General features: G+C 73.6%; 28 protein-coding genes and 2 pseudogenes. 16 read left to right on the plus strand and 14 right to left on the minus strand.

From position 1 onward, the window contains the following. Positions 1 to 17 precede the first annotated feature (17 nt). The 3 genes from ACQBJO_RS15480 to ACQBJO_RS15490 form a co-directional block, all read right to left on the minus strand. On the minus strand, positions 18 to 1,313 hold the full coding sequence (locus tag ACQBJO_RS15480; RefSeq protein ID WP_421008910.1) for an MFS transporter: 1,296 nt from the start codon (positions 1,311 to 1,313) through the stop codon (positions 18 to 20). A gap of 72 nt (positions 1,314 to 1,385) precedes the next feature. Next, positions 1,386 to 2,102: a hypothetical protein gene (locus ACQBJO_RS15485; RefSeq protein WP_421008911.1), complete on the minus strand. Its 717-nt coding sequence runs from the start codon at positions 2,100 to 2,102 to the stop codon at positions 1,386 to 1,388. A 43-nt stretch (positions 2,103 to 2,145) separates the two neighbouring features. Continuing rightward, the gene (locus tag ACQBJO_RS15490) at positions 2,146 to 2,886 is read right to left on the minus strand and encodes a VOC family protein (protein WP_421008912.1); all 741 of its coding nucleotides are present in this window, start codon (positions 2,884 to 2,886) and stop codon (positions 2,146 to 2,148) included. 27 nt (positions 2,887 to 2,913) lie between these two features. Here ACQBJO_RS15490 and ACQBJO_RS15495 point away from each other — a divergent pair, with 27 nt between their 5' ends. The 7 genes and pseudogenes from ACQBJO_RS15495 to hrpB all read left to right on the plus strand — a co-directional run bounded on the left by ACQBJO_RS15495 (position 2,914) and on the right by hrpB (position 8,551). Next, positions 2,914 to 3,447: a GNAT family N-acetyltransferase gene (locus tag ACQBJO_RS15495; RefSeq protein WP_255184588.1), complete on the plus strand. Its 534-nt coding sequence runs from the start codon at positions 2,914 to 2,916 to the stop codon at positions 3,445 to 3,447. A 74-nt stretch (positions 3,448 to 3,521) separates the two neighbouring features. Next, complete coding sequence (locus ACQBJO_RS15500; RefSeq protein WP_421008913.1) at positions 3,522 to 4,049, plus strand: hypothetical protein; 528 nt, start codon at positions 3,522 to 3,524, stop codon at positions 4,047 to 4,049. Continuing rightward, positions 4,046 to 4,387, plus strand: a pseudogene (locus ACQBJO_RS15505) (SDR family NAD(P)-dependent oxidoreductase); the annotation flags it as partial. The gene ACQBJO_RS15500 and the pseudogene ACQBJO_RS15505, both read left to right, overlap by 4 nt. Continuing rightward, on the plus strand, positions 4,369 to 4,818 hold the full coding sequence (locus ACQBJO_RS15510; RefSeq protein WP_430407120.1) for an SDR family NAD(P)-dependent oxidoreductase: 450 nt from the start codon (positions 4,369 to 4,371) through the stop codon (positions 4,816 to 4,818). The pseudogene ACQBJO_RS15505 and the gene ACQBJO_RS15510, both read left to right, overlap by 19 nt. Next, positions 4,815 to 5,360 carry a DUF1697 domain-containing protein gene (locus ACQBJO_RS15515; protein WP_421008915.1) on the plus strand — a complete coding sequence of 182 codons (546 nt, stop codon included), beginning with the start codon at positions 4,815 to 4,817 and terminating at the stop codon, positions 5,358 to 5,360. Before ACQBJO_RS15510 ends, ACQBJO_RS15515 begins: the two co-directional genes overlap by 4 nt. Before the next feature lie 140 nt (positions 5,361 to 5,500). Then, the gene (locus tag ACQBJO_RS15520; RefSeq protein ID WP_430407121.1) at positions 5,501 to 5,953 is read left to right on the plus strand and encodes a GNAT family N-acetyltransferase; all 453 of its coding nucleotides are present in this window, start codon (positions 5,501 to 5,503) and stop codon (positions 5,951 to 5,953) included. Between the two features lie 31 nt (positions 5,954 to 5,984). Then, positions 5,985 to 8,551, plus strand: a pseudogene (hrpB, locus tag ACQBJO_RS15525) (ATP-dependent helicase HrpB). A gap of 7 nt (positions 8,552 to 8,558) precedes the next feature. On the opposite strand, the gene ACQBJO_RS15530 reads toward hrpB, so the two are convergent. From ACQBJO_RS15530 to ACQBJO_RS15555, 6 genes are all read right to left on the minus strand, one after another. Further along, positions 8,559 to 8,849 (minus strand): VOC family protein, encoded by a 291-nt coding sequence (locus ACQBJO_RS15530; protein WP_421008918.1) that lies wholly within the window; start codon positions 8,847 to 8,849, stop codon positions 8,559 to 8,561. Between the two features lie 226 nt (positions 8,850 to 9,075). Further along, positions 9,076 to 9,471 carry an SRPBCC family protein gene (locus ACQBJO_RS15535; protein ID WP_430407122.1) on the minus strand — a complete coding sequence of 132 codons (396 nt, stop codon included), beginning with the start codon at positions 9,469 to 9,471 and terminating at the stop codon, positions 9,076 to 9,078. A gap of 46 nt (positions 9,472 to 9,517) precedes the next feature. Continuing rightward, on the minus strand, positions 9,518 to 9,766 hold the full coding sequence (locus tag ACQBJO_RS15540; RefSeq protein ID WP_430407123.1) for a hypothetical protein: 249 nt from the start codon (positions 9,764 to 9,766) through the stop codon (positions 9,518 to 9,520). Then, positions 9,733 to 10,410, minus strand: a complete 678-nt coding sequence (locus ACQBJO_RS15545) for a hypothetical protein (RefSeq protein ID WP_430407124.1) — start codon at positions 10,408 to 10,410, stop codon at positions 9,733 to 9,735. The genes ACQBJO_RS15540 and ACQBJO_RS15545 overlap by 34 nt, the downstream gene beginning before the upstream one ends. Positions 10,411 to 10,413: 3 nt before the next feature. Continuing rightward, positions 10,414 to 10,743 (minus strand): hypothetical protein, encoded by a 330-nt coding sequence (locus ACQBJO_RS15550; protein WP_430407125.1) that lies wholly within the window; start codon positions 10,741 to 10,743, stop codon positions 10,414 to 10,416. A gap of 62 nt (positions 10,744 to 10,805) precedes the next feature. After that, positions 10,806 to 11,459, minus strand: a complete 654-nt coding sequence (locus ACQBJO_RS15555) for an SPFH domain-containing protein (protein ID WP_430407126.1) — start codon at positions 11,457 to 11,459, stop codon at positions 10,806 to 10,808. Positions 11,460 to 11,551: 92 nt separating this feature from the next. Here ACQBJO_RS15555 and ACQBJO_RS15560 point away from each other — a divergent pair, with 92 nt between their 5' ends. Continuing rightward, positions 11,552 to 12,256: an NUDIX hydrolase gene (locus ACQBJO_RS15560; RefSeq protein WP_421008921.1), complete on the plus strand. Its 705-nt coding sequence runs from the start codon at positions 11,552 to 11,554 to the stop codon at positions 12,254 to 12,256. Here ACQBJO_RS15560 and ACQBJO_RS15565 read toward each other — a convergent pair. The 4 genes from ACQBJO_RS15565 to ACQBJO_RS15580 are packed head-to-tail and all read right to left on the minus strand — an operon-like array spanning position 12,246 to position 15,405. Then, positions 12,246 to 12,749 carry a mycothiol transferase gene (locus tag ACQBJO_RS15565; RefSeq protein ID WP_421008922.1) on the minus strand — a complete coding sequence of 168 codons (504 nt, stop codon included), beginning with the start codon at positions 12,747 to 12,749 and terminating at the stop codon, positions 12,246 to 12,248. The two genes, ACQBJO_RS15560 and ACQBJO_RS15565, sit on opposite strands and share 11 nt — an antisense overlap. Positions 12,750 to 12,779: 30 nt before the next feature. Next, the gene (locus ACQBJO_RS15570; protein WP_421008923.1) at positions 12,780 to 13,469 is read right to left on the minus strand and encodes a DsbA family oxidoreductase; all 690 of its coding nucleotides are present in this window, start codon (positions 13,467 to 13,469) and stop codon (positions 12,780 to 12,782) included. Between the two features lie 29 nt (positions 13,470 to 13,498). Then, positions 13,499 to 14,704: an MFS transporter gene (locus tag ACQBJO_RS15575; RefSeq protein WP_421008924.1), complete on the minus strand. Its 1,206-nt coding sequence runs from the start codon at positions 14,702 to 14,704 to the stop codon at positions 13,499 to 13,501. Beyond that, the gene (locus ACQBJO_RS15580; protein ID WP_421008925.1) at positions 14,701 to 15,405 is read right to left on the minus strand and encodes a DUF1361 domain-containing protein; all 705 of its coding nucleotides are present in this window, start codon (positions 15,403 to 15,405) and stop codon (positions 14,701 to 14,703) included. The genes ACQBJO_RS15575 and ACQBJO_RS15580 overlap by 4 nt, the downstream gene beginning before the upstream one ends. Positions 15,406 to 15,677: 272 nt before the next feature. On the opposite strand from ACQBJO_RS15580, the gene ACQBJO_RS15585 reads away from it, so the two are divergent. From ACQBJO_RS15585 to ACQBJO_RS15595, 3 genes are read left to right on the plus strand one after another with little or no spacing between them, the layout of a single operon-like run. Then, a complete protein-coding gene (locus ACQBJO_RS15585) occupies positions 15,678 to 16,268 on the plus strand; it encodes a DinB family protein (protein ID WP_421008926.1) in 591 nt (196 codons plus the stop codon). Between the two features lie 13 nt (positions 16,269 to 16,281). Next, positions 16,282 to 17,031 (plus strand): hypothetical protein, encoded by a 750-nt coding sequence (locus ACQBJO_RS15590; RefSeq protein ID WP_421008927.1) that lies wholly within the window; start codon positions 16,282 to 16,284, stop codon positions 17,029 to 17,031. A 41-nt stretch (positions 17,032 to 17,072) separates the two neighbouring features. Beyond that, complete coding sequence (locus tag ACQBJO_RS15595) at positions 17,073 to 17,555, plus strand: hypothetical protein (RefSeq protein ID WP_421008928.1); 483 nt, start codon at positions 17,073 to 17,075, stop codon at positions 17,553 to 17,555. Positions 17,556 to 17,615: 60 nt separating this feature from the next. Here the strand turns inward: ACQBJO_RS15595 and ACQBJO_RS15600 are convergent, their stop codons facing one another. Continuing rightward, positions 17,616 to 18,107 (minus strand): flavodoxin family protein, encoded by a 492-nt coding sequence (locus ACQBJO_RS15600; protein ID WP_255184611.1) that lies wholly within the window; start codon positions 18,105 to 18,107, stop codon positions 17,616 to 17,618. Positions 18,108 to 18,236: 129 nt separating this feature from the next. Between ACQBJO_RS15600 and ACQBJO_RS15605 the strand changes: the two genes are divergently transcribed. Genes ACQBJO_RS15605 through ACQBJO_RS15625 form a run of 5 tightly spaced genes read left to right on the plus strand, consistent with a single transcriptional unit; the run spans position 18,237 to position 23,233 of the window. Beyond that, positions 18,237 to 19,001, plus strand: coding sequence for an SAF domain-containing protein (locus ACQBJO_RS15605; protein WP_421008929.1), 765 nt, complete (start codon positions 18,237 to 18,239; stop codon positions 18,999 to 19,001). After that, on the plus strand, positions 19,001 to 19,807 hold the full coding sequence (locus ACQBJO_RS15610; protein ID WP_255184613.1) for a MinD/ParA family ATP-binding protein: 807 nt from the start codon (positions 19,001 to 19,003) through the stop codon (positions 19,805 to 19,807). The genes ACQBJO_RS15605 and ACQBJO_RS15610 overlap by 1 nt, the downstream gene beginning before the upstream one ends. After that, positions 19,804 to 21,447: a CpaF family protein gene (locus ACQBJO_RS15615; RefSeq protein ID WP_421008930.1), complete on the plus strand. Its 1,644-nt coding sequence runs from the start codon at positions 19,804 to 19,806 to the stop codon at positions 21,445 to 21,447. The genes ACQBJO_RS15610 and ACQBJO_RS15615 overlap by 4 nt, the downstream gene beginning before the upstream one ends. After that, positions 21,444 to 22,325, plus strand: a complete 882-nt coding sequence (locus ACQBJO_RS15620) for a type II secretion system F family protein (RefSeq protein WP_421008931.1) — start codon at positions 21,444 to 21,446, stop codon at positions 22,323 to 22,325. Before ACQBJO_RS15615 ends, ACQBJO_RS15620 begins: the two co-directional genes overlap by 4 nt. Then, positions 22,322 to 23,233 carry a type II secretion system F family protein gene (locus ACQBJO_RS15625; RefSeq protein ID WP_421008932.1) on the plus strand — a complete coding sequence of 304 codons (912 nt, stop codon included), beginning with the start codon at positions 22,322 to 22,324 and terminating at the stop codon, positions 23,231 to 23,233. The genes ACQBJO_RS15620 and ACQBJO_RS15625 overlap by 4 nt, the downstream gene beginning before the upstream one ends. The last annotated feature ends 48 nt before the right edge of the window (positions 23,234 to 23,281 follow it).

The raw sequence follows: 23,281 nt of genomic DNA on the forward strand, positions 1-23,281 counted from the left end.
CCACCCCTGCGCGCCGGTCAGCCGACGGCCATCCGCTCCCGCTGGGGCTCGACGACGGGCTCACGCCGCACGGCGAAGGACAGCACGGAGGCGATGACGCAGAGCATCGCGCCGCCCCACCACGCCCACGTGTAGGCGCCGAAGGTGTCGCGGATGACCCCGGCCCCGAAGGCCGCGAGCGCCGCCCCGATCTGGTGCGCGGCGAAGACCCAGCCGAAGACGATCGTCCCCTGCTCCCCGAAGATCTCCCGGCACAGCGCGGCCGTCGGCGGCACGGTCGCCACCCAGTCCAGGCCGTAGACGATGATGAAGAGCAGCATGCTCGGGTGCACGGCGTCCGACAGGAGCAGCGGCAGCACGAGCAGCCCCACCCCGCGGAAGAAGTAGTAGGCGACGAGCAGCCAGCGCGGGTCGAAGACGTCGGTGAGCCACCCCGAGGCGATGGTCCCGACGATGTCGAAGATGCCCACGAGCGCCAGCAGTCCGGCAGCTGTCGTCTGCGACATGCCGTGGTCGTGCGCCGACGGGATGAAGTGGATGCCGATGAGTCCGTTGGTCGTCGCGCCGCAGATCGCGAAGGCGAGCGCGAGCGCCCAGAAGGCCTTGTGCCGCACCGCGAAGCGCAGCCCGTCGATCGCCCGACCCATGGCGCCGCCGGTCACCTCTGCCGGCGGGACCCAGGTCTGCGGATCAGCGCCGAAGGGGAGGACGCCCCGGTCGTGCGGGTGGTCCCGCATGATGAGCCAGGCGATGGGCGCGACGGCGAGTGCTGCGACCGCGATGACGAGCGAGGCGGGTCGCCAACCGACGTCCTCCGCCAGGGCCGCGACCGGCGGCAGGAAGATCAGCTGCCCCGTGGCGGAGCCGGCGGTGAGGACGCCCATGACCAACCCCCTTCGCGCCACGAACCACCGGTTGGCGACGGTCGCGGCGAGCACGAGGGCCATCGATCCGGTGCCGGTCCCGATGAGCACGCCCCAGAAGATGTGCAGCTGCCACGACGCCGTCATGAGCGTGCTGCCGCCGGCGCCGAGCGCGACGAGGGTGAGCGCGCCGGCGATGATCTGCCGCATGCCGAAGCGGTCCATCAGGGCCGCGGCGAAGGGGGCGACGAGACCGTAGAGCAGGAGGTTGATCCCGACCGAGAGCGACATCGTGCTCATCGACCAGCCGAACTCCTCGTGGAGCGGCACCATGAGCGCGCCCGGGGCCGCGCGGAAGCCGGCCGCGCCGAGCAGCGCGAGGAAGGCGACGGCCGCGACCCACCACGCGGGGTGGATGCGGTGAGGCGTCGAGGTGGCCGGCTCGGTCATCGGGTCTCACTTCGCTCAAGAAAGTTTGCTCGAGCAGCCTAGCCCACGCCACCGACTCCTGAGGAGCCCTGCTCAGGTCCCGGTCTGCCGCCCGGCCACGCGTCGGGCCTCCTCCTCGCGTGCGGTCCGGGTCACGAAGCTCTCCCGCCGGGTGAGGACGGAGACGGTCGCGACCGCCAGCAGGGCGAGGCCGACGAGCGAAGGGAGGGTCAGCGCGACCCCCTCGACCCGACCCGCGTCGGTCGCCTCGTCCGCGCCGGCGGTGCGCGGCGGCAGCACCCCCGCCGGGTCGGTGAGGACGGTCGCCCGAGTGCCGGGCGCGGGCACGATGTAGCTGGAGTGGGGCCTCGAGCTCATCGCCGTGCTATAGCCACGCTCCCGACTGCCGTCCTCGAGCTCGAAGAGCACCGACGGTGGCTGGCTCCCCCGACTGCGCGCCTCGACGACCGTTGCCTCGCTCCGCTGCATGGCGAACTGGCCGTACCCCGACAGGACCCCCATCGTGACGAACCCGGGCAGGAGGACGAGGGCCATGAAGATGATGCCGATGACGACGGGCCGCCAGCGGTGGCTCACCTGGATGAGCAGGGCGACGAGCAGCACGAGCCACACGCCCCCGAGCACGACGGCGAGCGGGTTGACGTCGAGGATCCCCGCGTCGAGCCCGGGGAAGACCAGGGCCGCGCTCGCGCCGAGCAGCACCGCCCAGGTCAGCACGACGAGGAGCACCCGGCTGCGCAGGCGCATGCCCGAGATGTAGGGCAGGTCGTCCCCCGAGGTGTCCACCATGCCGATGATCATCCCCCGCCCGGCCCGTCGAGGCTCCTCGAGGTCAGGACGACGGTGCTCGTCGCACGCGCCCGGTCGCCGGGTCGCGCTCGGTGAGGCAGTAGACCTGCCCGTCGGGCGCCCGCAGGACGGTCCACCACGGGAAGACACCCTCGACCTCGGCGCCGAGCGCGACGTGCCGTCGGGTCTCCTCGGCGCGGTCCGCGACGGCGAAGTCCGGGTGGGCCCGGACCTCACCGGACACGTCGTCGAGCCGCTGGAGGAGGACGCGCAGGGCGGCCCCGCCGTCGAGGAAGGCGAACTCGGGCTCCCTCCCCTTCGTCAGCGGCCGCTGCAGCAGCTCGGCCCAGAAGGCGGTCTCGGACTCCCAGAGCCGGGCGGGGATGTCGATGCACACCTGGTCGAGGACGCGAAGGGGGTCACCCCGGTCGATCCGCCCCGGCGCCTCGACGGTGTGGCAGAAGAACAGCCCACCCGGCGAGCGCATCACCGGCACGCCCTCGTACTCCCACTGGGGACTCGCCCCAAGGCAGACCGAGCGCCGCGTCGCGCCGGCGCGGTCCGGGTCGTCGAGGTCGAGATGCAGCCGTGGCGGACCGTCGACTGCCTGGAGCTTGACCCACCCCGGGCCGTCGGCCGGCACGAGCGTGACGAACTGCCCGCGCTCGCCTCGAGGCTCGCTCGCCGCCCACCCGGTCGCGGCCGTCCAGAAGTCCACCGACCTCTCCCAGATCTCGCGCGGGACATCGATGAAGAGCTGGATCCAAGGACCGTCGGAGACCATGGACCCAGCGTGCCGCAAGATGGTCCCGTGCCCCTCGTCATCCGCCCCCGCACCGACGCCGACCTGCCTGCGCTGGGTCGCGCCCTCGTCGAGCAGCAGGCCGCGTCCGGCTACCCGCACCGCGAGCCCCTGCCGATGGCGCCGGAGGACTTCGTGGCCCGGTCCGGCGCACTGGCGACGTGGACCGCCCTCCTCTTCGACGAACCCGTCGGCCACGTCGCGGTGCTGCCGGTCCGCGACCCCGAGGTGAGCCTGGAGCCGGCGCTCTCCCGCCTGTGGATGGCCGGCCACGGCCTGCCGGCCGACCGGCTCGCCGAGATCGGCGTGTACTTCACCGCGACCCACGTGCGCGGCCGGGGCGTCGGCGCCGCCCTCATGCGCACCGCCCTCGACCACCTCGCCGCGCACGAACTCGCCCCGTGCCTCGACGTCATCCCCACCGGCTCGGCCGTCGACCTCTACCGCCGCACCGGCTGGCGCGAGGTCGGCCGCACCCGCCCCGCCTGGCTCGACGCCGACGCCCCCGACGTCGTCGCGATGGTCCTGCCGACCGGCTCCTGAGCGGGGGCAGACCCCCCTTCGCCCGGGGCGGTGTCTCCATGGCCCCACCGGTCCGCGGTCGCGAGGCTGGAGCCATGACACAGGGATGGCAGGACAGGGAACCGCAGGCATGGGCACGAGCAGCGGCATGGGGGGTGCTCGCGTGCGCGCTGCCGTCGGCGGTGTGGCGGCTGCTGATGATCGCCGGCTGGATGCCGGGCACGGAGTCGCTCCGCGCGCTCCACGAGGGCGAAGGGGGCTACGTCCTCGGTCTGTCGATCGCCCAGGTCCTCGCCGCCGTCCTCGTCGTCGGACTGGTGCGCCCGTGGGGTGAGCGCTTCGTCGGCATCGGGATCAACCGCTGGGTGCCCATCGTGCTCGGCACACTCGGCGGCACGGTGATGACGTGGCTCTTCACCATCGAGCTGTGGCTCGGGGTGCTCGCCGGGCGCCGACCCGACCAGGGCGCCCTCGACGGCATCCCGCTCGCGATCATGGTGTGGGTCTACGCGCCGATGATGCTTTTCGGGCCGCTGACGCTGGCCGCGGTCGTCGGCTACGCGATGCGACGTGCGCCCCGCACCGCCTCGACCACGCCTCGGGGGAGCAGACTGGCCGCATGACCGCACCCCGCGCCGTCCTCGTCACCGGAGCCTCCCGCGGCATCGGCCGCGCGATCGCGACCGCCTTTGCGCAGCAAGGAGATCGGGTCGCCGTGCACGTCCGCTCCGCGGTGGACGAAGGGGAGGCCACGCGCGACTCCCTCCCCGGGGACGGGCACGCCTTGGTCGTCGCCGACCTGGGCGACGCGGACCAGGCAGCACGCCTGCCGGCGGCGGCCGAGGAGGCCCTGGGCAGGCCGGTCACGGTGCTCGTCAACAACGCCGGGATCGCGACGACACCGGCACTCGCCCATCCGCCCGCGACGACCGATCCCGTTGCGTGGCAACGCAGCTGGGAGGACTACCTGCGGATCAACACCCTCGGCACGGCGATGGTCACGCACGCGATGACCCGCCGCTCGTCGAGCTCGGGCTGCCGGGGCGGGTCATCACCATCGGCACGCGGGGCGTCCACCGCGGCGAGCCCGACTACCCGGCCTACGCCGCGTCCAAGGCGGCGCTGCACTCGATGGACGCCTCGCTCGCGGTCGCGCTCGCCCCGCACGGCATCGCGGTCGCGACCGTGGCGCCCGGCTTCGTCGAGACCGAGCGGGTCGCCGACCGGCTGGACTCCCCTGCCGGAGAAGCGATCCGGGCGGACTCCCCCTTCGGCAGGGTGGGGCGTCCGGAGGAGGTGGCGTCGGCCGTGGTCTGGCTCGCCTCGCCCGACGCGCAGTGGGCGTCCGGGGCGACGCTCGACCTCAACGGCGCCTCGCACCTGCGGCCATGACCCGCTACGTCGCACTGCTGCGCGGGATCGCGCCGGCACTGCCGCACAACTCCAATGCCGAGCTGCAGGCGGTCCACGAGGGGCTCGGCCTGGAGCGGGTCGGGTCGGTGCTCGCGAGCGGCAACATCGTCTTCGAGACCGACGAGACCGACGTGCCGGAGCTGGAGCGGAGGATCCAGGAGGCGCTCGTCGCGGAGCTGGGCATCGGCGGCGGCACGATCATCCGCTCGCTGGAGGAGCTGCGGGCACTGCTCGAGCGCGACCCCTTCGACGGACTGACGCACGGGCGCGGGACCTATCTCGTCGCGACCTTCCTCAAGGACGGCACCGCCCCCGGCGACGTGCCCGACGACCCCGACCCGCTCGTGCGGGTCGTCGGCTTCGACGAGGCGGCGCGGGCCTATCTCGCCGTCATCGACAACGGCGACCCGGGCAAGACGCCGGACTTCATGCGCTGGCTCGACCGGACCCACGGCAAGGACATCACGACCCGCACATGGCTCACCGTGCAGCGGATCGTGCGCAAGCTCGAGTCGCTCTGAGAGCAGGGGCGGGCGCGGGGCGCCGCCCGGTGCGAGGATCGACGACGTGCCCGAGACGCTGACGACCGACCGGCTGACCCTGCGGACCCTTCCGCGACGACGACGCGGACGCGCTCTTCGACCTGCACTCACGGCCCGAGGTGCAGCGGTGGATCGGCGACGGGCAGCCCATGACCGACGTCGCCGAGGCGAGAGCTTCGATCCCACGTCGCCGCGACGTGCCCTACCCGCCGCCGCAGGGCATCTGGGCGATCGACCTCCACGAGCGCTTCGTCGGGACGCTGCTGCTCAAACCGATCCCGATCAGCGGCTCGCCCCTCGCGGCCGACCCGCGCGACCCCGACCTCGCGCTCGACAGCCCCGAGGTCGAGATCGGCTGGCACCTGCACCCCGACGTGTGGGGTCGCGGCATCGCGACCGAGGCCGCGACCCGCGTCCTCGACCACGCCACCTCGCTCACGCGCGTCGTGGCCGTCACCCATCCCGACAACGCGCCCTCTCAGCGGGTGGCCCGGCGGCTGGGCATGCGCGACGAAGGTCTGACGGATCGCTACTACGACGAGACGACCCGGCTCTTCGTCCTCGAGCGCTGACCCCGGTCCTGCTCGTGCGAGGCTCGACGCCATGACCGACCTCGACCTGCGCGCGATCGGCGAGGGGCTCCCCTTCGCCGAAGCGCTCGACGCACTGCGCACGGCGGTGACCACCCGCGGGGTCGCGGTCGTCCAGGCCCCGCCCGGGTCGGGCAAGACGACGCTCGCTCCCCCGCTCGTCGCCGACTGCGTCGAGGGCCGGGTCGTCGTCACGGGCCCCCGGCGGGTCACCGTGCGCGCTGCGGCGCGGCGCCTCGCGCAGCTCACCGGGACCGAGGTCGGTGACCTCGTCGGCCACACGGTGCGCGGCGAGCGACGGGTCGGGCCACGCACGCGGGTGGAGTTCGTGACGCCGGGGGTGCTCGTGCGCCGCCTCCTCGCCGACCCCGAGCTGGCCGGCACCGCAGCCGTCGTCCTCGACGAGGTCCACGAGCGCGCCCTCGACACCGACCTGCTGCTCGGCATGCTCGCCGAGGTCCGTCAGCTGAGGGAGCCCCCCGTCGTCGCGATGTCGGCCACCCTCGACGCGCCGGGCATCGCCACGCTGCTCGGCGACGACTCCGGTCCTGCCCCCCTCGTCGACAGCGAGGGCGCGCTGCACCCGCTCGAGGTGCTCTGGGAACCGGCACCGGGCCCGCGGACCGATGCGCGGGGCGTCACCCGGGACTTCCTCGAGCACGTCGCGCGGGTGACCGCACAGCACCACGACCCGGACCACCACACCCTCGTCTTCGTCCCGGGAGCCCGCGAGGTCGACCGCGTCGTCGAGCTGCTCGCCCGTCTCGTCCCCGGCGCCGAGGTCCTCCCGCTCCACGGTCGCCTCTCCCCGCGCGAGCAGGACCTCGCGATCGGCGGCAGCCCCTCCCCAACCGGTGGCCGCATCGTCGTCTCCACCGATCTCGCCGAGTCCTCGCTGACCGTTCCCGGCGTGCGCCTGGTCGTCGACGCGGCCCTCTCCCGCGAACCCCGCCGTGACGCCGCCCGCGACATGTCCGGCCTCGTCACGGTGCAGGCCTCGCGGGCCTCGATGACCCAGCGCGCCGGCCGGGCCGCGCGCCTGGGGCCCGGCCGCGCCGTGCGACTCGTCGAGGAGTCGGCGTGGTCGCGCGCACCCGAGCACGTGACCCCGCAGATCACGACGGCCGACCTCACCGAGACGGCCCTGACCCTCGCGGCCTGGGGCTCGCCCCGCGGCGAGGGCATGGCGCTGCTGACACACCACCCCCGGCGGCCGGCATCGCCGCGGCCGAGACCACCCTGCGCGGGCTCGGCCTCGTCGACGACGACGGACGGATCACCGACGACGGGCTCGCCGCGACGCGCATCCCCGCCGACCCACGGCTCGCCCGCGCCCTGCTCGACGGCGCCGACCTCGTCGGCGCCACCGCGGCGGCCGAAGTCGTCGCGACCCTCGCCGACGACCTGCGCAGCGACGACGGCGACCTCGACCGGCTGCTCGCCGACCTGCGCTCCGGGCGCTCCCGCGACGCCAGCCGCTGGCGCCGCGAGGCCGACCGTCTCGCGCGGCTGGTCCCCACCGACGGGGACGAACGCCCCGGCAGCGGTGCCCGTGCCGGCGACCGGCACGTCTCCGGCGCCGGACTGGTCACCGCCCTCGCCCACCCCGGCCGGATCGCGCGCCGCGTCGGCGACGGCCCCACCTATCTCCTCGCCTCGGGCACCCGAGCGGCCCTGCCCTCCGGCAGCCCGATGCGCCACCACGAGTGGCTCGTCGTCGCCGACGTCGCCCGTGTCGACGGCCGCGTCGCGGCCGGCACCGGCGCGGTCATCCGGCTCGCTGCGACCCTCACCCGGGACGAGGCGGAGACCGCCGGCACCGGGCTGCGGGTACGCGAGGTCCGCGCCGACCTGGGCGCAGGCGAGGCAGGCGCCGCGAAGGGGAGGATCACCGCCCGTGAGGTCGACGCCATCGGCGCCATCGAGCTGAGCTCCACCCCGGTCCGGCCGGACCCGGCGACCGGCGCCGACGCCGTACGTCGCGCCCTCGCCACCCGCGGTCTCGACCTGCTCACGTGGTCGCCCGCCGCCGACACCCTGCGTCGACGCCTCGCCGTGCTTCACCACCACCTCGGCGACCCGTGGCCCGACGTGTCCGACGAGGCGCTGGCCGCCAGGCTCGACGAGTGGCTCGGCCCCGAGCTGCAGCGCGTGGCGACGGGCACTCCCTTCGCCCGCCTCGACCTGACGGACCCGCTGCGTCGCCTGCTCCCCTGGCCCGAGGCGACCCGACTCGACGAGCTCGCCCCCGAGCGGCTGCCCGTCCCCAGCGGTTCGGCGGCAGCCATCACCTGGCCTCCGCACGACGGGCCCTCTGCCGCACCGGTGCTCGCGGTCAAGCTGCAGGAGTGCTTCGGTCTCGCCGAGACGCCTCGACTCGTCGACGGGAGGGTGCCGGTGCTCTTCCACCTGCTCTCCCCGGCTCGTCGCCCGCTCGCCGTCACCGACGACCTGGCGTCCTTCTGGTCCGGGCCCTATGCCCAGGTGCGCGCCGAGATGCGCGGCCGCTACCCCAAGCACCCGTGGCCGGAGGACCCGTGGACCGCCCCGGCGACGGCCCGCACGAAGCGCCGAGCCTGAGCGGGCGTCAGCGCCGGTCGGTGATCCGCAGGTAGTAGCCGTCGGGGTCGTGCACCCGGACGTCGGTCAGCCCCCACGGACGATCCGTGAGGTCCTCGGCGAGATCGATGCCCGCGGCCACGAGCCGGTCGCGCTCGGCCTGCACGTCGTCGACGACGAGCACGATCTCGGTCCCGCTCGGCACGTGCCGGTGCTCCGCCGGGCGGGCCGGCGACTCGACCATCCCGATCCGCACCTCGTCCCGCCCGACCGAGGCATAGGGCGGGTCGTCCTTGCGGCCGAGCACCTCGAAGCCCAACTATTCGTAGAAGCCCACGGCACGTCGATGTCCGCGGGGAAGATCTCGATCCTCAGCGTCGCTCCCATGCCGCCATCGTCACCGGCCCGGCGGGCTCACGCCAGCAACGTCCCGCTCGCCTGCGGCCAGGCCGTGCACAACCGGTAGCGGAATGGGCCCCTATCCCTTGGCGAACGGCGCGACATGCACCAGGACGACCTCTTGTGCTCGCCACCGGCCGGTCGGCTCACGCCAGCAAGGTCCGGATCGCCCGCCGATAACCGGGCGCCATGACCCGGGCAGCGAGCGCTTCGATCCACCGCAGCGGTCGCGGCAGCCAGGGCAGACGCACCGTCTGGCGCCAGGTGACGCGCGAGCCGTGACGAAGGGAGGCGACCGTCACCTCGATCCGGCCGCCGACGACCCGGCCGACCTTGTCGACGACCGCACGGCCGCTAGCTGGGTCGGACGGGGGCGACCACTCGACGACCCGCATGACGTCGTCGAAGCCGAGCGACCCCAGCGCGGTCCTGCCGGTGAAGCCGACGCCCGCCCCCAGCCGGGTCGCCGGCGGGTGGGGCGTCACCGTCGTCAGCGGGATGACGGCCGTGTGCCGATCGAGGTCCCCCACAGCCGTCGCCACGTCTCCTCGGGAGACTTCTCGGTCTCGACCTTGGTGCAGAACTCGCTCACGCGACCACAGTACGCAGCACCTCCGGCGCCCGACGCACGATCACGCGCTGCCCCCAGCCGAGGGTGAGGCGGTCCTCCTCCATCCCGTCGCCGAAGACAACGAGCCCCTCGGACTCGACGCCGAGCTCGAGGGCCGCGTCCGGCGCGAGTGCACCGGCGACGAGTTCGGCGCCGGTGCTCGGCGAGGGCCACGGCTCACGGACGAACCAGGTCAGCCGCGGCGACGTCGCCTCCGGCAGGTCCATCCCCGGCGCCTGGATCCGCTGCAGCGAGGCGCACCAACCCGTCGAGCCGGTCCCGGTGCCCACGATGACGCCCGAGGACGACTGCCGCTCGCGCCGGCCACCGACCGTGAGGGTGTAGCGCGCCGACTGGTGACCGGCCTGCCCGACGAAGATCTCGTTGAGCGCCAGCAGCCGCTGGCGTCGTCGTCGGCCACGGCCTCGACCATCGTCCGGTCGAGGGTACGGGCCGCGCCCCGCGCCACGGCGGTCAGCAGGCCGGCCACGTCGGACGCCCGGTGCGTCACGAGGACGCCGGCGTTGACACCGACCCGCGGGTCGACGCCGATGACCGGCTGTCCGTCGAGGTACTTCGCGAGGTTGGCGACGAGGCCGTCGGGCCCGACGGCGACGACGATGTCGCCCGGCTCCATGACGAAGCGGGCCAGGTCGGCCCGCTCCACCCGGGCCCGCCGCCAGTCGGCCGGGATCGCCGCGGCGACGGTGGCCAGGGCGGCGTGCAGCGCCTCGTGGCCTGCGTCGACCTCGGCGAGGTCGCGCCCACGGGTGCCGAGGACGAAGCCGACCTGACCGCGCGTGCCGTGCCGGGCGATGAGCTCCTCGTACTCGCTCGCCCGGTGGGCGACGACGACCCGGGGCGTGGCCACCGCTCAGCCCTCCCCGGTCTGACCGGCGAGGCGGGCGAGCACGCTGCTCACGACATCGGGCGTCAGGACCAGCTGGTCGATCTGCGGCAGGTTGCGCGCGAGCTCCGCCATCGCCATGGCCATGAGGACCTCGGGCGCCACGCCCGCGTGGGCTGCCAGGCGGGCCCGCTCGGCCTCTGCGTCGGCCGCGCCCATCGCCTGCCGGGCCTCGGCCTCGGCGACGCCCATGGCCTGCGTGGCCTCGGCGCTCGCCCGGGCCAGGGCCGTCGTCCGCTCCCCCTCCGCGGCGACCGCGACCCGGTCGGCATCCGCCGTGTCCCGGGCCTCGCGCACCGCGTTGGCACCGCGCTGGGCGATGAGCTCCTCCTGCCGCCGGGCGAGCTCGATCTGGTTGGTCAGCTCGTTGTCCCCGATCGCCGCCTCCCGCTCGACGGCAACCGCCCGCCGCTCGAAGGTCGCCTTGTCGGCCTCCTGCTGGATCTGCTCGCGCGAGGGCAGCTGGAGGGCACGCTCGACGTCCGGGTCGGGTCGGCGCGCAGCACGTCGAAGCGAACACCCACGACAGCGATGCCGACGTCGGCCAGCCTGGGGTCGGCGACGAGGCGCTCCCTGACCTGCGCCGCGAGCTGCGCCGGGTCGCTCATGAGGATCTGGGCCAGCGGGCGCCCGGTGAGCGCGGCCGTCACCGCGTCGGCGGCCGCTCCGTGGACGGTCGCGCCGACGACCTCGAGGGGACGGGCGAGCCAGGTGCCGCTGCGGACGTCGATGCCGAAGTCCACGCGCTCGGCGGCGGTCGCGGGCTGGGCGATCCGGTAGGTGACGACGCCGGGCACGTTGACCTCCTGCAGGTCGCTCGCGCGCACCTTGACGAGCACGGGCTGCTCCCGGTCGTCGACGGGCACCTCGCTGAGCACGGCGGGCAGCCGGCGGAACCAGAAGGAGGCCCCGACCCCCTCGTGCTTGAGGTCGCCGTGGGCGAGGTGCTGGACGTAGGTCGTCGCGGGGGTCCGCAGGTGGGTGATGAAGGGGTAGCCGGTGATGGTGGCCATGACGCGCCTCCTCGGGTTGTTTGCGTCAGTTTGACGATATTGACCCATCCGGCAATGCGTCAAATTGACGATAAGGACGCTAGGCTGGCGCCATGCACCCCTCCCCGATGGCCGTCACCGTGGACCTGGCGATCCTCACCGTCCGGTCGGCGCAGCTGCAGGTCCTGCTCGTGCGAAGGGGGGAACCCGCCGCTGGCGACGACGGCGCCGCCCCCGAGGGGACGGCCTTCGCCGGCGACTGGGCGCTGCCCGGGGGCTACGTGCGGCTCGAGGAGGACCTCCTCGCCGCCGCCGAGCGCGAGCTCGCCGAAGAGACCGGGTTGACCGGGGTCCACCTGGAGCAGCTGGCGACCTACGGAGCCCCTGACCGCGACCCGCGGGCCCGCACCGTGACCGTCGCGCACCTCGCGCTGACCCCCGACGCGGGCACCCCCGAGGCGGGGACCGATGCCGCCGAGGCCCGGTGGTGGCCGGTCGCCGAGGCCCTGTCGCAGGCCCTGGCCTTCGACCATGAGGTGATCCTGCGCGACGCCGTCGAGCGGGCCCGCGCCAAGCTCGAGTACAGCTCGCTGGGGGCGGCCTTCTGCCCTCCGGAGTTCACGGTGAGCCAGCTCCGCGAGGTCTACGAGGCCGTGTGGGGAGAGCGGCTCGACCCGCGCAACTTCCACCGCAAGGTGACCAAGACGCCCGGCTTCCTCGAGGAGACCGAACGCACGTCGAGCGCCGAGCCCGGGCGCCCCGCGCGGCTCTACCGCCGGGGTCCGGTGGAGCAGCTCAACCCACCGATCACGCGGTGAGCAGCCCCCGGAGGTACGCCGCCTGCCCGACGTGCTGGGTGTCGTCGTCGACGACGCTCACCAGCCGCACCCCGAGCGTGACCGGCGGATCCCACGAGGTGTCGACGACGCGGTCGAGGTCGGCCTCGTCCAGCCCGGCGACCCACGTCACCGTCTGGTCGTGCACGGCCTCGACGTAGCGGGCGAGCAGCTCGGCACTCGCCACGACCTTGCCCACCTGCGCACTCGTGTGCCCGTAGCCGGTGTCGTCCTCGTCGAGGTCGAGGTCGAAGAACTCGATGAATCCCCGTGCGGCCCAGACCTGCTGGAGACCGGCGACGTCGGACACGTGGTCGTCCTGGACGCGATAGGCGTGCCAGACCAGCCACGCGATCGAGTTGGCATCGGGCGTGACGCGGTGCGTCAACTCCTCCTCGGTCAGACCGTCGATGGCGGCCAACGCGCTCTCGCGCACCCGGCCGAAGCAGTCGATGAGCAGCTGTGCAGGAGTCATGCCCCCGACGCTACGCCCGGGTCGCGGCGCTCAGCAGCCGTCGGGCCCGCAGACGTCCCCGGACTGCACGACCTGCACGGCCGGGGTCCGCTCGGCGAGCGCCTTGTCGACGACCTCGCGGAAGAGCTCGGGTGGCTGGGCGCCGGAGACGGCGTACTTCATGTCGACGACGACGAAGGGGACGCCCGTCACCCCGATCTGGCGAGCCATGTCGATGTCGGCCGCGACCGCGGCCTTGTAGCGGCCGTCCGCGAGGGCCGAGCGGACCTCCCCTTCGTCCAGACCGGCGTCGACGCCGACCCGCACGAGGGAGTCGACGTCGCCGATGTCGAGGCCGTGCTCGAAGTGCCCGGAGAGCAGGGCCTCCTTGACGGCGTCGGCGACACCACGGTCCTTGGCCAGGTGGAGCAGCTCGTGGGCGCGGGCGGAGTTGGCGACGACGAGCCGGTCGAAGTCGTAGGCCAGCCCCGCACCGGCGGCCTGCTCGGCGACGTGGCCGAACATCTCGCGCACCTGCTCGACGGGCATCCCCTTGCGCGAGGCGAGGTAGTCGGCCTCGGTGCCCTCGTAGTGCTCCGGCAGCGTCGGGTCGAGCTGGTAGCTGTGCCAGGTGACCTGGAGGTCGTCGCGCTGCGGGTGGTCGGCGAGGGCGGTCTCGAGACGGCGCTTGCCGATGTAGCACCACGGGCAGGCGATGTCGGACCAGATGTCGATCTGCATGCTCCCGGGAACGCTGCCCGCGGCGGGAATCATCCCGGGTGGGTCATGAGGGTCTCGCGGGCCTGCAGCCACGGGAGGATCGCGAGCGCCGAGACGAGCCCGCTCAGGGCGAAGGCCCACTGCCAGCCCCACAGGTCCGCGACCGCCCCGATGACGACGGGACCGCCGATGCCGCCGGCGTCCTGGCACATCTGGAAGGCCGCGAGGACCTTGCCCCCGGACCGGCCGTTGCCGACGACGTCGGCGACGGTCGCCTGCTGCGCGGGGTTGAGCAGCCCGGCGCCGACGGACAGCACCGTCGTGAGGGCGATGATCGCGACGAGGCCACCGGCCAGACCCATCGCCCCCATGCCGACCGCGCTGAGCACCAGCCCGACGAGGATCGGTCGGCGTCGGCCGAGGGTGTCGGCGACCCGGCCGGAGAACTGCAGGGTCACGGCCGTCGCGGCAGCCCCGGCCGCGAGCACGACGCCCGCCGCCCACGTCTCGCCGACGACCGCGACGGCGAAGAGCGGCAGGATCGCCACGCGCACGCCGAAGTTGGTCCAGCCGTTGGCGAAGGCGGACACCATCGCCGACCGGTAGGCGCTGTCCTGCACCGCCTCGGCGACGGTCATCGGCGGCAGGGCGCCCTGCGTCGGGTCGGCGCGAAGGGGGGTCCCCCGCAGCATGACCGCGACGAGGGCCGCGGCGATGAGCAGCGCGACGCCGTAGACGACGAAGGGGACGCGCATCCCGAGCTCGCCGAGGGCACCGCCGATCACTGGTCCGATGACGCCACCGATGAGGAAGGCGCTGCCGTACATCGAGGAGACCCGGCCACGGATCAGGGGCGGCGCCAGCCGCACGAGCAGCGCCATCGCCGAGACGGTGAACATCGTCGAGCCGATGCCGCCGAGGGAGCGGAAGACGAGCAGCTGCCAGTAGCTCTGGGCGAAGGCCGAGGCGCCCGTCGACAGCGCGACGATGACCAGACCGGTGATGTAGACGGGCCGCTCACCGAGCCGCGCGACGAGCGAGCCGCCGGCGGGGGCGAAGAGCAGCCGGAAGAAGGCGAAGGCCGAGACGATGACCGACGCGGCCGTCACCCCGACGTCGAAGCTGCGCGCGAACTGCGGCAGGACCGGCGAGATCAGGCCGAAGCCGACGGCGATGACGAAGGCCGCGACGACGAGGACCTTGATCTCGATCGGGATGCTCGCCCGCTGGGCGGTCGACGCTGCCGGGGTGCTCACCCGCCGTACTGTGCCACCCCGCGCCGACGACCCTCGGCGAGGGCCTGCCCGACGGCCCACGTCGCGAGGTAGGAGACGAGCAGGCCGGCGGTCATCGCGAGGGCGAACTGCACGAGGAAGGGGTTGCCCAGCGGGTCGGCGAGCCGGTAGCCGACGACCTCGACGAGGCCGTGCGGGTTGGTGAGCACGTCCCAGGAGTTGAAGCGCGGGAAGCGCCCGAGGTAGACGCCGATCGACGACAGGGCGAGCGAGCCGACGGCGAGCACCCACCCGGCGACCGCGCCGAGGCGACGCGCGACGACGTGGTGGACGAGCAGCAGGGAGGCCAGCCCGAGGAGCAGCCCGGTCGCGGCGAAGGACCCGATGAGCAGCACGTCGAACCACTGCGGAGCACCGGGGATCGCCCCGACGTGGATGAAGTCGGTGAGGATGTAGGGCGCATTGGGCAGGAAGAGCAGCCACACGACACCCACACCGGCCAGCAGCCAACCTGGCGCCCGGAGCCGATCGAGCCCGGTCATGACGAGCGCGAGGACGTAGGGGACCCAGGCGAGGAAGAGGTTCCAGAAGAGGAAGCGGAAGACCGGCGCACCGGTCCGGTCGGCGCGCACGTCCTGCAGCCCGGCCGCCACGGCGGTGCCGGCGAGCAGGAGCAGGGTCAGCCCCGTCAGCCAGCGCGCGGGGTGCGAGATGTGTGCCATTCGATGCACCGTAGGCCGGGCACCTTGGGAGACGCTGGACACTACCCCCGCGCCGGCTGAGGCGGTCTTCCGCTCCCGACGAGGAGGGTGGGCGCGCTGCACCCCAGCGGACGGCGGGGAGGTCCGGCGCAGCGTCAAGTCGAAGTCGAGAACGACAACGTGCCCACACGACGACGAAGGACTTCGGCAGCGCGCCGGGCCTCCCCGCCGGGAGCCACCGGGAGCGACCGCTTCGCCCACCTCCGTGTCGGCCCCGGTGCCAGACTCGACTCATGGCCGACCTCAAGACCGTCCTCCACGACATGCTCAAGACACAGCGAGCGGCGCTGCTGCTCAAGCTCGACGGGCTCGACGAGTACGAGGCGCGGCGGCCGCGGACGCCGACGGGGACCAACGTGCTCGGCCTGCTCAAGCACTCCGCGGCGTGCGAGCTGGGCTACTTCGGCGAGACCTTCGGTCGGCCGAGCGCGCTCGTCCTGCCGTGGGAGGTCGAGGGGGTCGACCCCGACGACAACGAGGACATGTTCGCCACCGAGGACGAGTCGATGGCCGACGTGCTCGCGTGGTGCCGGGCCTGCTTCGACCACGCCGACGCGACGATCGAGGCCCTCTCCCTCGACACCGAGGGCCGGGTGGCGTGGTGGCCCGAGGAGCGCAGCACCGTGACACTCGGGCAGATCATCGCCCACATGGCCCTCGACGAGGCCCGTCACGCCGGCCACGCCGACATCCTGCGCGAGCAGCTCGACGGCTCGGTGGGCCTGCGCTCCGAGGGCAACAACCTCCCCGGCTGGGACGAGCAGCGCTGGGCCGACTACGTCGCGCGCCTCACCCGCATCGCCGAGGCCACGCGCACCTCCTGACAGGATCGTCACCATGGACCTCACGGCGGCGGTGGACGAGCTCTACGGGGTGGCCCCGGCCGACTTCGTCGCGACCCGCACCCGGCTGGTCCAGACGGCGAAGGGGGACGACCCGGACCTGGCCGCGCAGGTCAAGGCCCTGCGCAAGCCCACCCAGTCGGCCTGGCTGCTCAACCGCGTCGCCCGTGACGAACCACAGGTCGTCGCGGACCTGACGGCCCTCGGCGAGCGCATGCGCACGGCCCAGTCCCGGGGCGACGGCGCCGCCCTCGCCGCCGCCCGTCCCGAGCGCCGGGCGGCCATCGACGCCCTCGTCGCGGCGGCCGGACGGTGCGCCGAAGCCGCCGGGGCGCGCCTGTCCCCCACCGGCGCCGACGAGGTCGAGGCGACGGCGGTCGCCGTCCTCGCCGACGAGCAGAGCGGCCGGGCGCTGCGCTCGGGCAGCCTGCTGCGGCCGCTGTCGTACGCAGGATTCGGCGAGGTCGAGCTCGACGACGCGGTGGCGACCCCCCTTCGCCTGCTGCCGCCACTGCCCGACGACGCCCCGGAGGAGCCGACCGCCCCCGACGAGACGGAGCGTGCCCTGACGCAGGCCCACGACGACCTGCGCGACGCGGAGCGCGAGCTCTCGGCAGCCCGCCTCGAGGAGTCGCGGCTGCGCTCCGAGCTCGTCGCCGCACGAGACCGGACGGCGACTGCTGAGGCCCGTGTGACGAGTGTGACTCACATCATCACCGACCTCGAGACACGCCGGGCGCGATGAATTTGCGCTAGATCCCTGCTACGGCGCGGGATCATGGGCCCATGAGCACGGCACGCACCACCTCCGACCGCACTGCCCCCACCGATCTGCCCACGTGGGCGATCCAGGCGGAGGACCTCGAGGCCATGCTGGCGACCAACGACGACGAGGTCGACACCGCGGCCATCCCGCGACTGGCCTTCCGTGACGCCGTCGAGGAGGCCGCCGCCCCCGGCTCCACCACCGTCGCGCCGGTCGAGGAGGCACCCGAGGCCACCCCGGAGCCCGCCGCGGCGCCGGTCGGCCACAACCTGCGCCACCGCCACGCCAGCCCGGAGTCGGTCGCCGCGATCCGTCGCAACCTCATCGCCGTCGCCTGTGTGCTCACCGCCGTCGTCCTCATCGGTGCGGCCGCGACCTGGCTCGCCGGCTGGATCGCCCTCGGCGTCTGGACCCTCTGCGTCGTCGCCGGCGCCGTCGCCCTGCGCCGCGCCAACTCGCGCTACACCGCGCGGCACAGCCGCTACAGCGCCCGCCACGCCTGATCGCCCAGCAGCGCGAAGGGGGTCCCGCCCGTCGGCGGGACCCCCTTCGTCGTGCCCGGGTCAGGTGAGCAGGGCCGCCAAGGTGCCGCCGAGCTCGGTCGCCGACTCGAGCGCGGCGTCGTCGACGTCGCCGACGACCTCGAGGACCGGCGCCGACTGCCGCCAGTCGAGGGCCTGGACGATCGAGGTCACGGCCCGCACGGCACCGGTGACGTCGTAGCGACCGTGGACCCACAGGCCGTAGGGCCGCTTGGCGGTCGTGCCGCCGCCCGGGTCGCCGGCGCCGCCGGAGTCGTCGAGGGCGCCCCCGACCTGCAGGAAGGTCGAGTCGAAGAAGTGCTTGAGGGCGCCCGACATGTAGCCGAAGTTGGCCGGCGTGCCCAGCAGGTAGCCGTCGGCGGCGAGGACGTCGTCGGCGGTGGCCTCGAGCGCCGGGACCACGTCGACGTCCACGCCGGCGATGTCGGGATGCCTCGCCCCGGCCAGCGCTGCCTCGAGCAGCGCCTGCGTGGAGCGGGTCGGGCTGTGGTGGACGACGAGAAGACGTGCCATGTCCCCATCCTGCCCCCGAAGCCCCTGATCGCACCCGGAGGGCCGGCGTGCCTTAGCCTGAACCCCGGACATCGGGGAGCGTCTGCACGAGCGCACCCCTTCGGGTACGACGCACAGGGAGTAGCACCCATGACCGCCCCCACCGCCGAGCCGCCGCCGGACGAGCAGACCTCCCGCCGCAAGCGCAAGGGCGAGAGCGCCCCGACGCCCGGTGCTGCTCCGGAGCCGCCCAAGCTGCGGCGCCGGCCGATGCTCGTCGCCGTGTCGGTGCTGCTCACCGCGCTCGGTGCGCTGCTCGGCGCCTTCCTCCTGTCGACCTTCTCCGGCACCGACGACTACATCGCCGTCTCGTCCGGCATCGAGCGGGGCGACCGCATCACCGAGCAGGACCTCGCCCGCACCCAGATGCGCAAGGACACCAACGTCTCGCCGATCCGGTGGGACCAGCGCCGGGCGGTCGTCGGCACCTATGCGAAGAACGACATGGCGAAGGGGTCGATCGTCACCCAGGACTCCATCGCGGCCGAGATCAGCCCCAAGGAGGGCTACTCGATCGTGGGTCTGGCCCTCACGCCGGGCCAGGGCGTGAGCGGTGAGCTGCGGGTCGGCCAGTCGGTCCAGGTCGTCCTCGTGCCCGCGAGTGCCGAGGTCGGCGCCCAGCCCGAGAAGGTCGCGGGCGAGGTCTCGGCGGTCAAGCTCTCCGACGACGGCTCGACGAAGCTCGTCGACGTGCAGGTGGACAGCGGCAACGGCCCGAAGGTCGCGGCCTCGGCCGCGCGCCAGGAGGCCTCGCTCGTCGTCGTCGGCGACACCGAGGAGGGCGACGTCCCGCTCACCCCGTCGGGCGAGGGCGACTCGTCGACCCCGACCTCCGAGAGCAGCACGAGCAACTGATGGCGGTCGTCACCCTCTTCTCCGCCTCCGGGTCCCCGGGGGTCACCGTCTCCGCCCTCGGCATGGCCCTGGCCTGGCAGCGCCACGTCATGCTCGTCGACGCCGACCCGACCGGGTCCTCCTCGATCCTCGCCGGCTACCTGCAGGGCCAGACCGCCCACGACCGCGGCCTGCTCGACCTCGCCGTGGCCAACCGCGTCGGCAACCTCGGCCAGGCCATCGCCACCGTGTCGATGACCCTGCCCGGCTCGACGGTCGAGTTCGTCCCCGGGATCCGTTCGCACCAGCAGGCCCCCTCGATGCGCAACCTCTGGGAGCCGCTGTCGGGCGTCCTGCGCGGCATGGAGCAGCGCGGGGTCGACGTCGTCGTCGACGCCGGCCGCCTCGGCCTGGAGCAGTCCCCGATGCCGCTCGTGCGCGGCAGCGACCTGTCCCTGCTCGTCGTGCGCAGCGACCTGCCGGCTGTCTCCGGTGCGCGGGCATGGGCCCGCAGCCTGCGCGACCAGCTGACCTCCGTCGGCGCCGCGCACCAGCTCGGCGTGCTCCTCGTCGGCCCCGGACGGCCTTACTCCGCGCGCGAGATCCGCTCGGTACTCGGCCTGCCCGTCGTCGCCGAGCTGCCCTGGGACCCGGAGTCGGCCGAGGTCTACTACGCCGGCCGCCGCCCGAAGAAGAGCTTCGCCGGGGGCCCGCTCAACCGCGCCCTGCGCGCGACCGTCAGCTCCTCGCAGGGCCTGATCGCCAACAACCGTGAGCGCCTGGGCACCCAGACCCACCGCGCCACCCAGGAGGCTGGACAGCCGTGAGCGACTCCTCAGGGGGCGCCCCCTTCGACCCGACGTCGCTGCCGCTCTTCGCGCAGGACGACGACCTGCCCGACCAGACCCAGCCCCGCGACGACGTCTCGCAGCGTCTCGCCGCGGGCGCAGGCAGCGTCTCTCCCCACGACCGCTACGCGGCACCGACCCAGACCCCGCCGCCGCCCACGTGGGGCGCGGGGACCCCGAGCCCGCCGCCGGCCCCGCCCGCGCAGCAGACCCCGGCCCCGCCGTCCTTCTCCGAGGGGTCCGGCTTCACGACGGTCGCGGCCCAGCGGCTGAGCGGCGACATCGCCCACGACACGAGCATCGACTGGACCCAGGTCGCCGAGCTGCGCACCCAGGCCTCGGAGATGCTCACCGGCGCGCTGCAGGACCGCTCGCACCTCGAGCCGCACCAGCAGCGCGAGCTCGGCCGCTCGATCATCGTCGAGCTGCTGCAGACCACGGCGGCCAACAACCTCGCCGTCGGCCGCCGTGCGTGGTCGATGGACGAGCAGGACCGCATCGGGCAGGCCGTCTTCGACGCACTCTTCGGCCTCGGCCGGCTGCAGCCGCTCGTCGACGACGAGCAGGTCGAGAACATCGAGATCACCGGGTGCGACCAGGTGCTCCTCGAGTACACCGACGGCACCCTGCGTCCCGGCCCGGCCGTCGCCGAGAGCGACCAAGAGCTCATCGACTTCCTCGTCTTCCTCGCCAGCCGCTCCGAGGTCAACGCGCGCCCCTTCTCCGAGGCCCAGCCCCGGCTGCACATGCGCCTCGACGGCGGCGCGCGCCTCGCCGCGACCGCGTGGGTCACCCCGCGGCCCTCGATGGTCATCCGACGCCACCGGCTGCGGGAGATCACGCTCGAGGAGCTGTCCGAGCGCGGCATGCTCGACGCCGTCGCGGTCTCCTTCCTGCGGGCCGCGGTCAAGGCGAAGAAGAGCATCGTCGTCGCCGGCGCCCAGGGCGCCGGCAAGACGACCATGGTCCGCGCGCTGTGCGCCGAGCTCGACCCGTGGGAGCGCATCGGCACCTTCGAGACCGAGTACGAGCTGCACCTGCACGAGCTGCCGGAGAAGCACCGCCGCATCGTCGCGTGGGAGTCCCGCCCGGGCTCCGGCGAGGTGGGCGCCGACGGCCGTCAGGCCGGCGAGATCCCGCTCGACGACCTGCTCTACGACTCCTTCCGATTCAACCTCTCCCGCCAGATCGTCGGTGAGGTCCGCGGGCGCGAGGTGCTCGCCATGATCAAGGCGATGCAGTCCGGCTCCGGCTCGATCAGCACGACCCACTCGGCCAATGCTGTCGGCGCGATCCGCAAGCTCATCACCTGTGCCATGGAGGCCGGCTCCCACGTCACCGAGGCCTACGCCGAGCGGGCCGTCGCCGAGCACATCGACGTCATCGTCCAGCTGCAGCTCGACACGGCGCCCACCTCCGACGGCGAGGCCCGTCGCGAGCGCTATGTCAGCGAGATCATCGCGATCCACCCCGGCGAGGACGGGCCGGCGACGACGCACGTCTTCCAGCCCAACCCGCAGGGCGGGCCCCCGATCCCGGGCATCCTGCCCGACGACTACCGCTCCCTCGAGCGCTGGGGCTTCGACCTCGACGGCTACTTCGCCCGGGCGGCGCCGTGAGCCCCTGGATGGGCGGCGCCCTCCTCGGCGGGATCCTGGTCCTGGCCGTCATCACCTTCGTCGAGGGCATGCGCAGGGTCCCGGCGGCGACCCGCCGCACCAAGGTGCGCCTCGCTGCGGGTGACCGCGACGGTTGGTGGGACAAGCTCCCCCGCCGCACCCGGCAGCTGGTGATCCTCGGGGTCGTCGGAGGTGTCGTCTTCGCCCTCTTCACCGGCTGGGTCATCATGATCGTGCTCATCCCCGCGGCGATCATCGGCCTGCCCTGGCTGCTCAGCGCCGGCGACGCCGAGGCGAGCATCGAGCGGCTCGAGGCCATGGAGGAGTGGACCCGCTCGCTCGCCGGCGTGCTCACCGTCGGCGTCGGCCTCGAGCAGGCGATCGTCGCCACCCTTCGCTCGGCCCCGAAGGAGATCCAGCCGGAGGTCAACCTGCTCGCGGCGCGGCTGCGGGCCCGCTGGCCCACGGCCGAGGCCCTGCGCGCCTTCGCCGACGACCTCGACGACTCGACCGGCGACCTGCTCGCGGCCAACCTGCTCCTCGGCGCCCAGCGCCGCGGCGCCGGCCTCGCGAGCGTCCTGGAGTCCGTTGCCGTCTCCGTCGGTGAGGACGTGCGCGCCCGACGGATGATCGAGGCCGACCGGGCCAAGCCGCGGGCCACCGCCCGCTGGGTCACGATCATCACGCTCGTCGTGCTCTTCTTCCTCTTCTTCTTCTCGACGATGTTCGAGCCCTACCGCACCGGCGTCGGCCAGCTCATCCTCGCCGCGCTGCTCACCGCCTACGTCGGCGCACTCATCTGGATGAAGTCGATGGCCAAGGGCAAGAAGCTGCCCCGCTTCATCGGCAACGAGGTCGCCGAGGAGGCGCGCCGATGACCACCTCCCTGCAGCTCGCTCTCATCGCCGGGGCGCTCATCGGGCTCGGCCTGTCGATGCTCGTCTGGCGCTTCCGCCCGGCGCAGGTCGACCTCGCGACCGCCCTCGACCGGCTCTCCCCCGACCGGTCGCTCGCCCGGCCCGACGAGGAGGGCGACCTCGACGCAAGCGGTGACAGCACCGACCGACTCGGCCGCTGGGCCATGCGGGCCCTGCCGCTCGACTCGCTCGGCGCCCCGCCCTACCGGGAGCTGGCGCTCATGCGCATCCCGGTGCACCGCTTCTACGGTGAGAAGGTCGTCTTCGCCATCCTCGGCGCGATCATGCCGGTGCTCCTCATGCTGGTCGCATCCTTCTTCGGGCTGGGGCTGCCGTGGATCTTCACGCCGGTGCTCGCCGTCGCCGGCGCGGTCGGCATGTTCTTCCTGCCGGACTACAACGTCAAGGACGACGCCAAGGCGGCCCGCAAGGAGTTCGGCCGGGCCCTGGCGTCCTACATCGACCTCGTCGCGCTCGAGCGCAATTCCGGCTCGGGGCCGCGCCAGGCCATGGAGATCGCCGCCAACATCGGCGACTCCTGGGTCTTCCGCCGGCTGGCCGAGGAGCTCTCCCGCTCCCGCTGGTCGGGGCTGCCGCCGTGGGACGCCCTGCGCAAGCTCTCCGACGAGCTCGGCCTGCCCGAGCTCGCCGACCTCGCCGACATCATGCGGCTGTCCGGCGAGGAGGGGGCGCAGGTCTACCAGACCCTGCGCTCGCGCTCGCAGAGCATGCGCACCGCGGAGCTCAACTCCGCACTCGCCGAGGCCAATGCCACCGGTGAGCGGATGTCGATCCCGATGTCAGCCCTCGGACTGATCTTCATGGCGATCCTCGTCACGCCGTCGGTGCTGCAGATCATCGGCGCCTGAGGGCGCTCGCCCCGGATCGGCGGGTGAACACCCGGTGGCCCGGGCCGG

Origin of the sequence: Janibacter zhangyanbonis, from assembly GCF_050507325.1 — a bacterium.
GTDB lineage: Bacteria > Actinomycetota > Actinomycetes > Actinomycetales > Dermatophilaceae > Janibacter.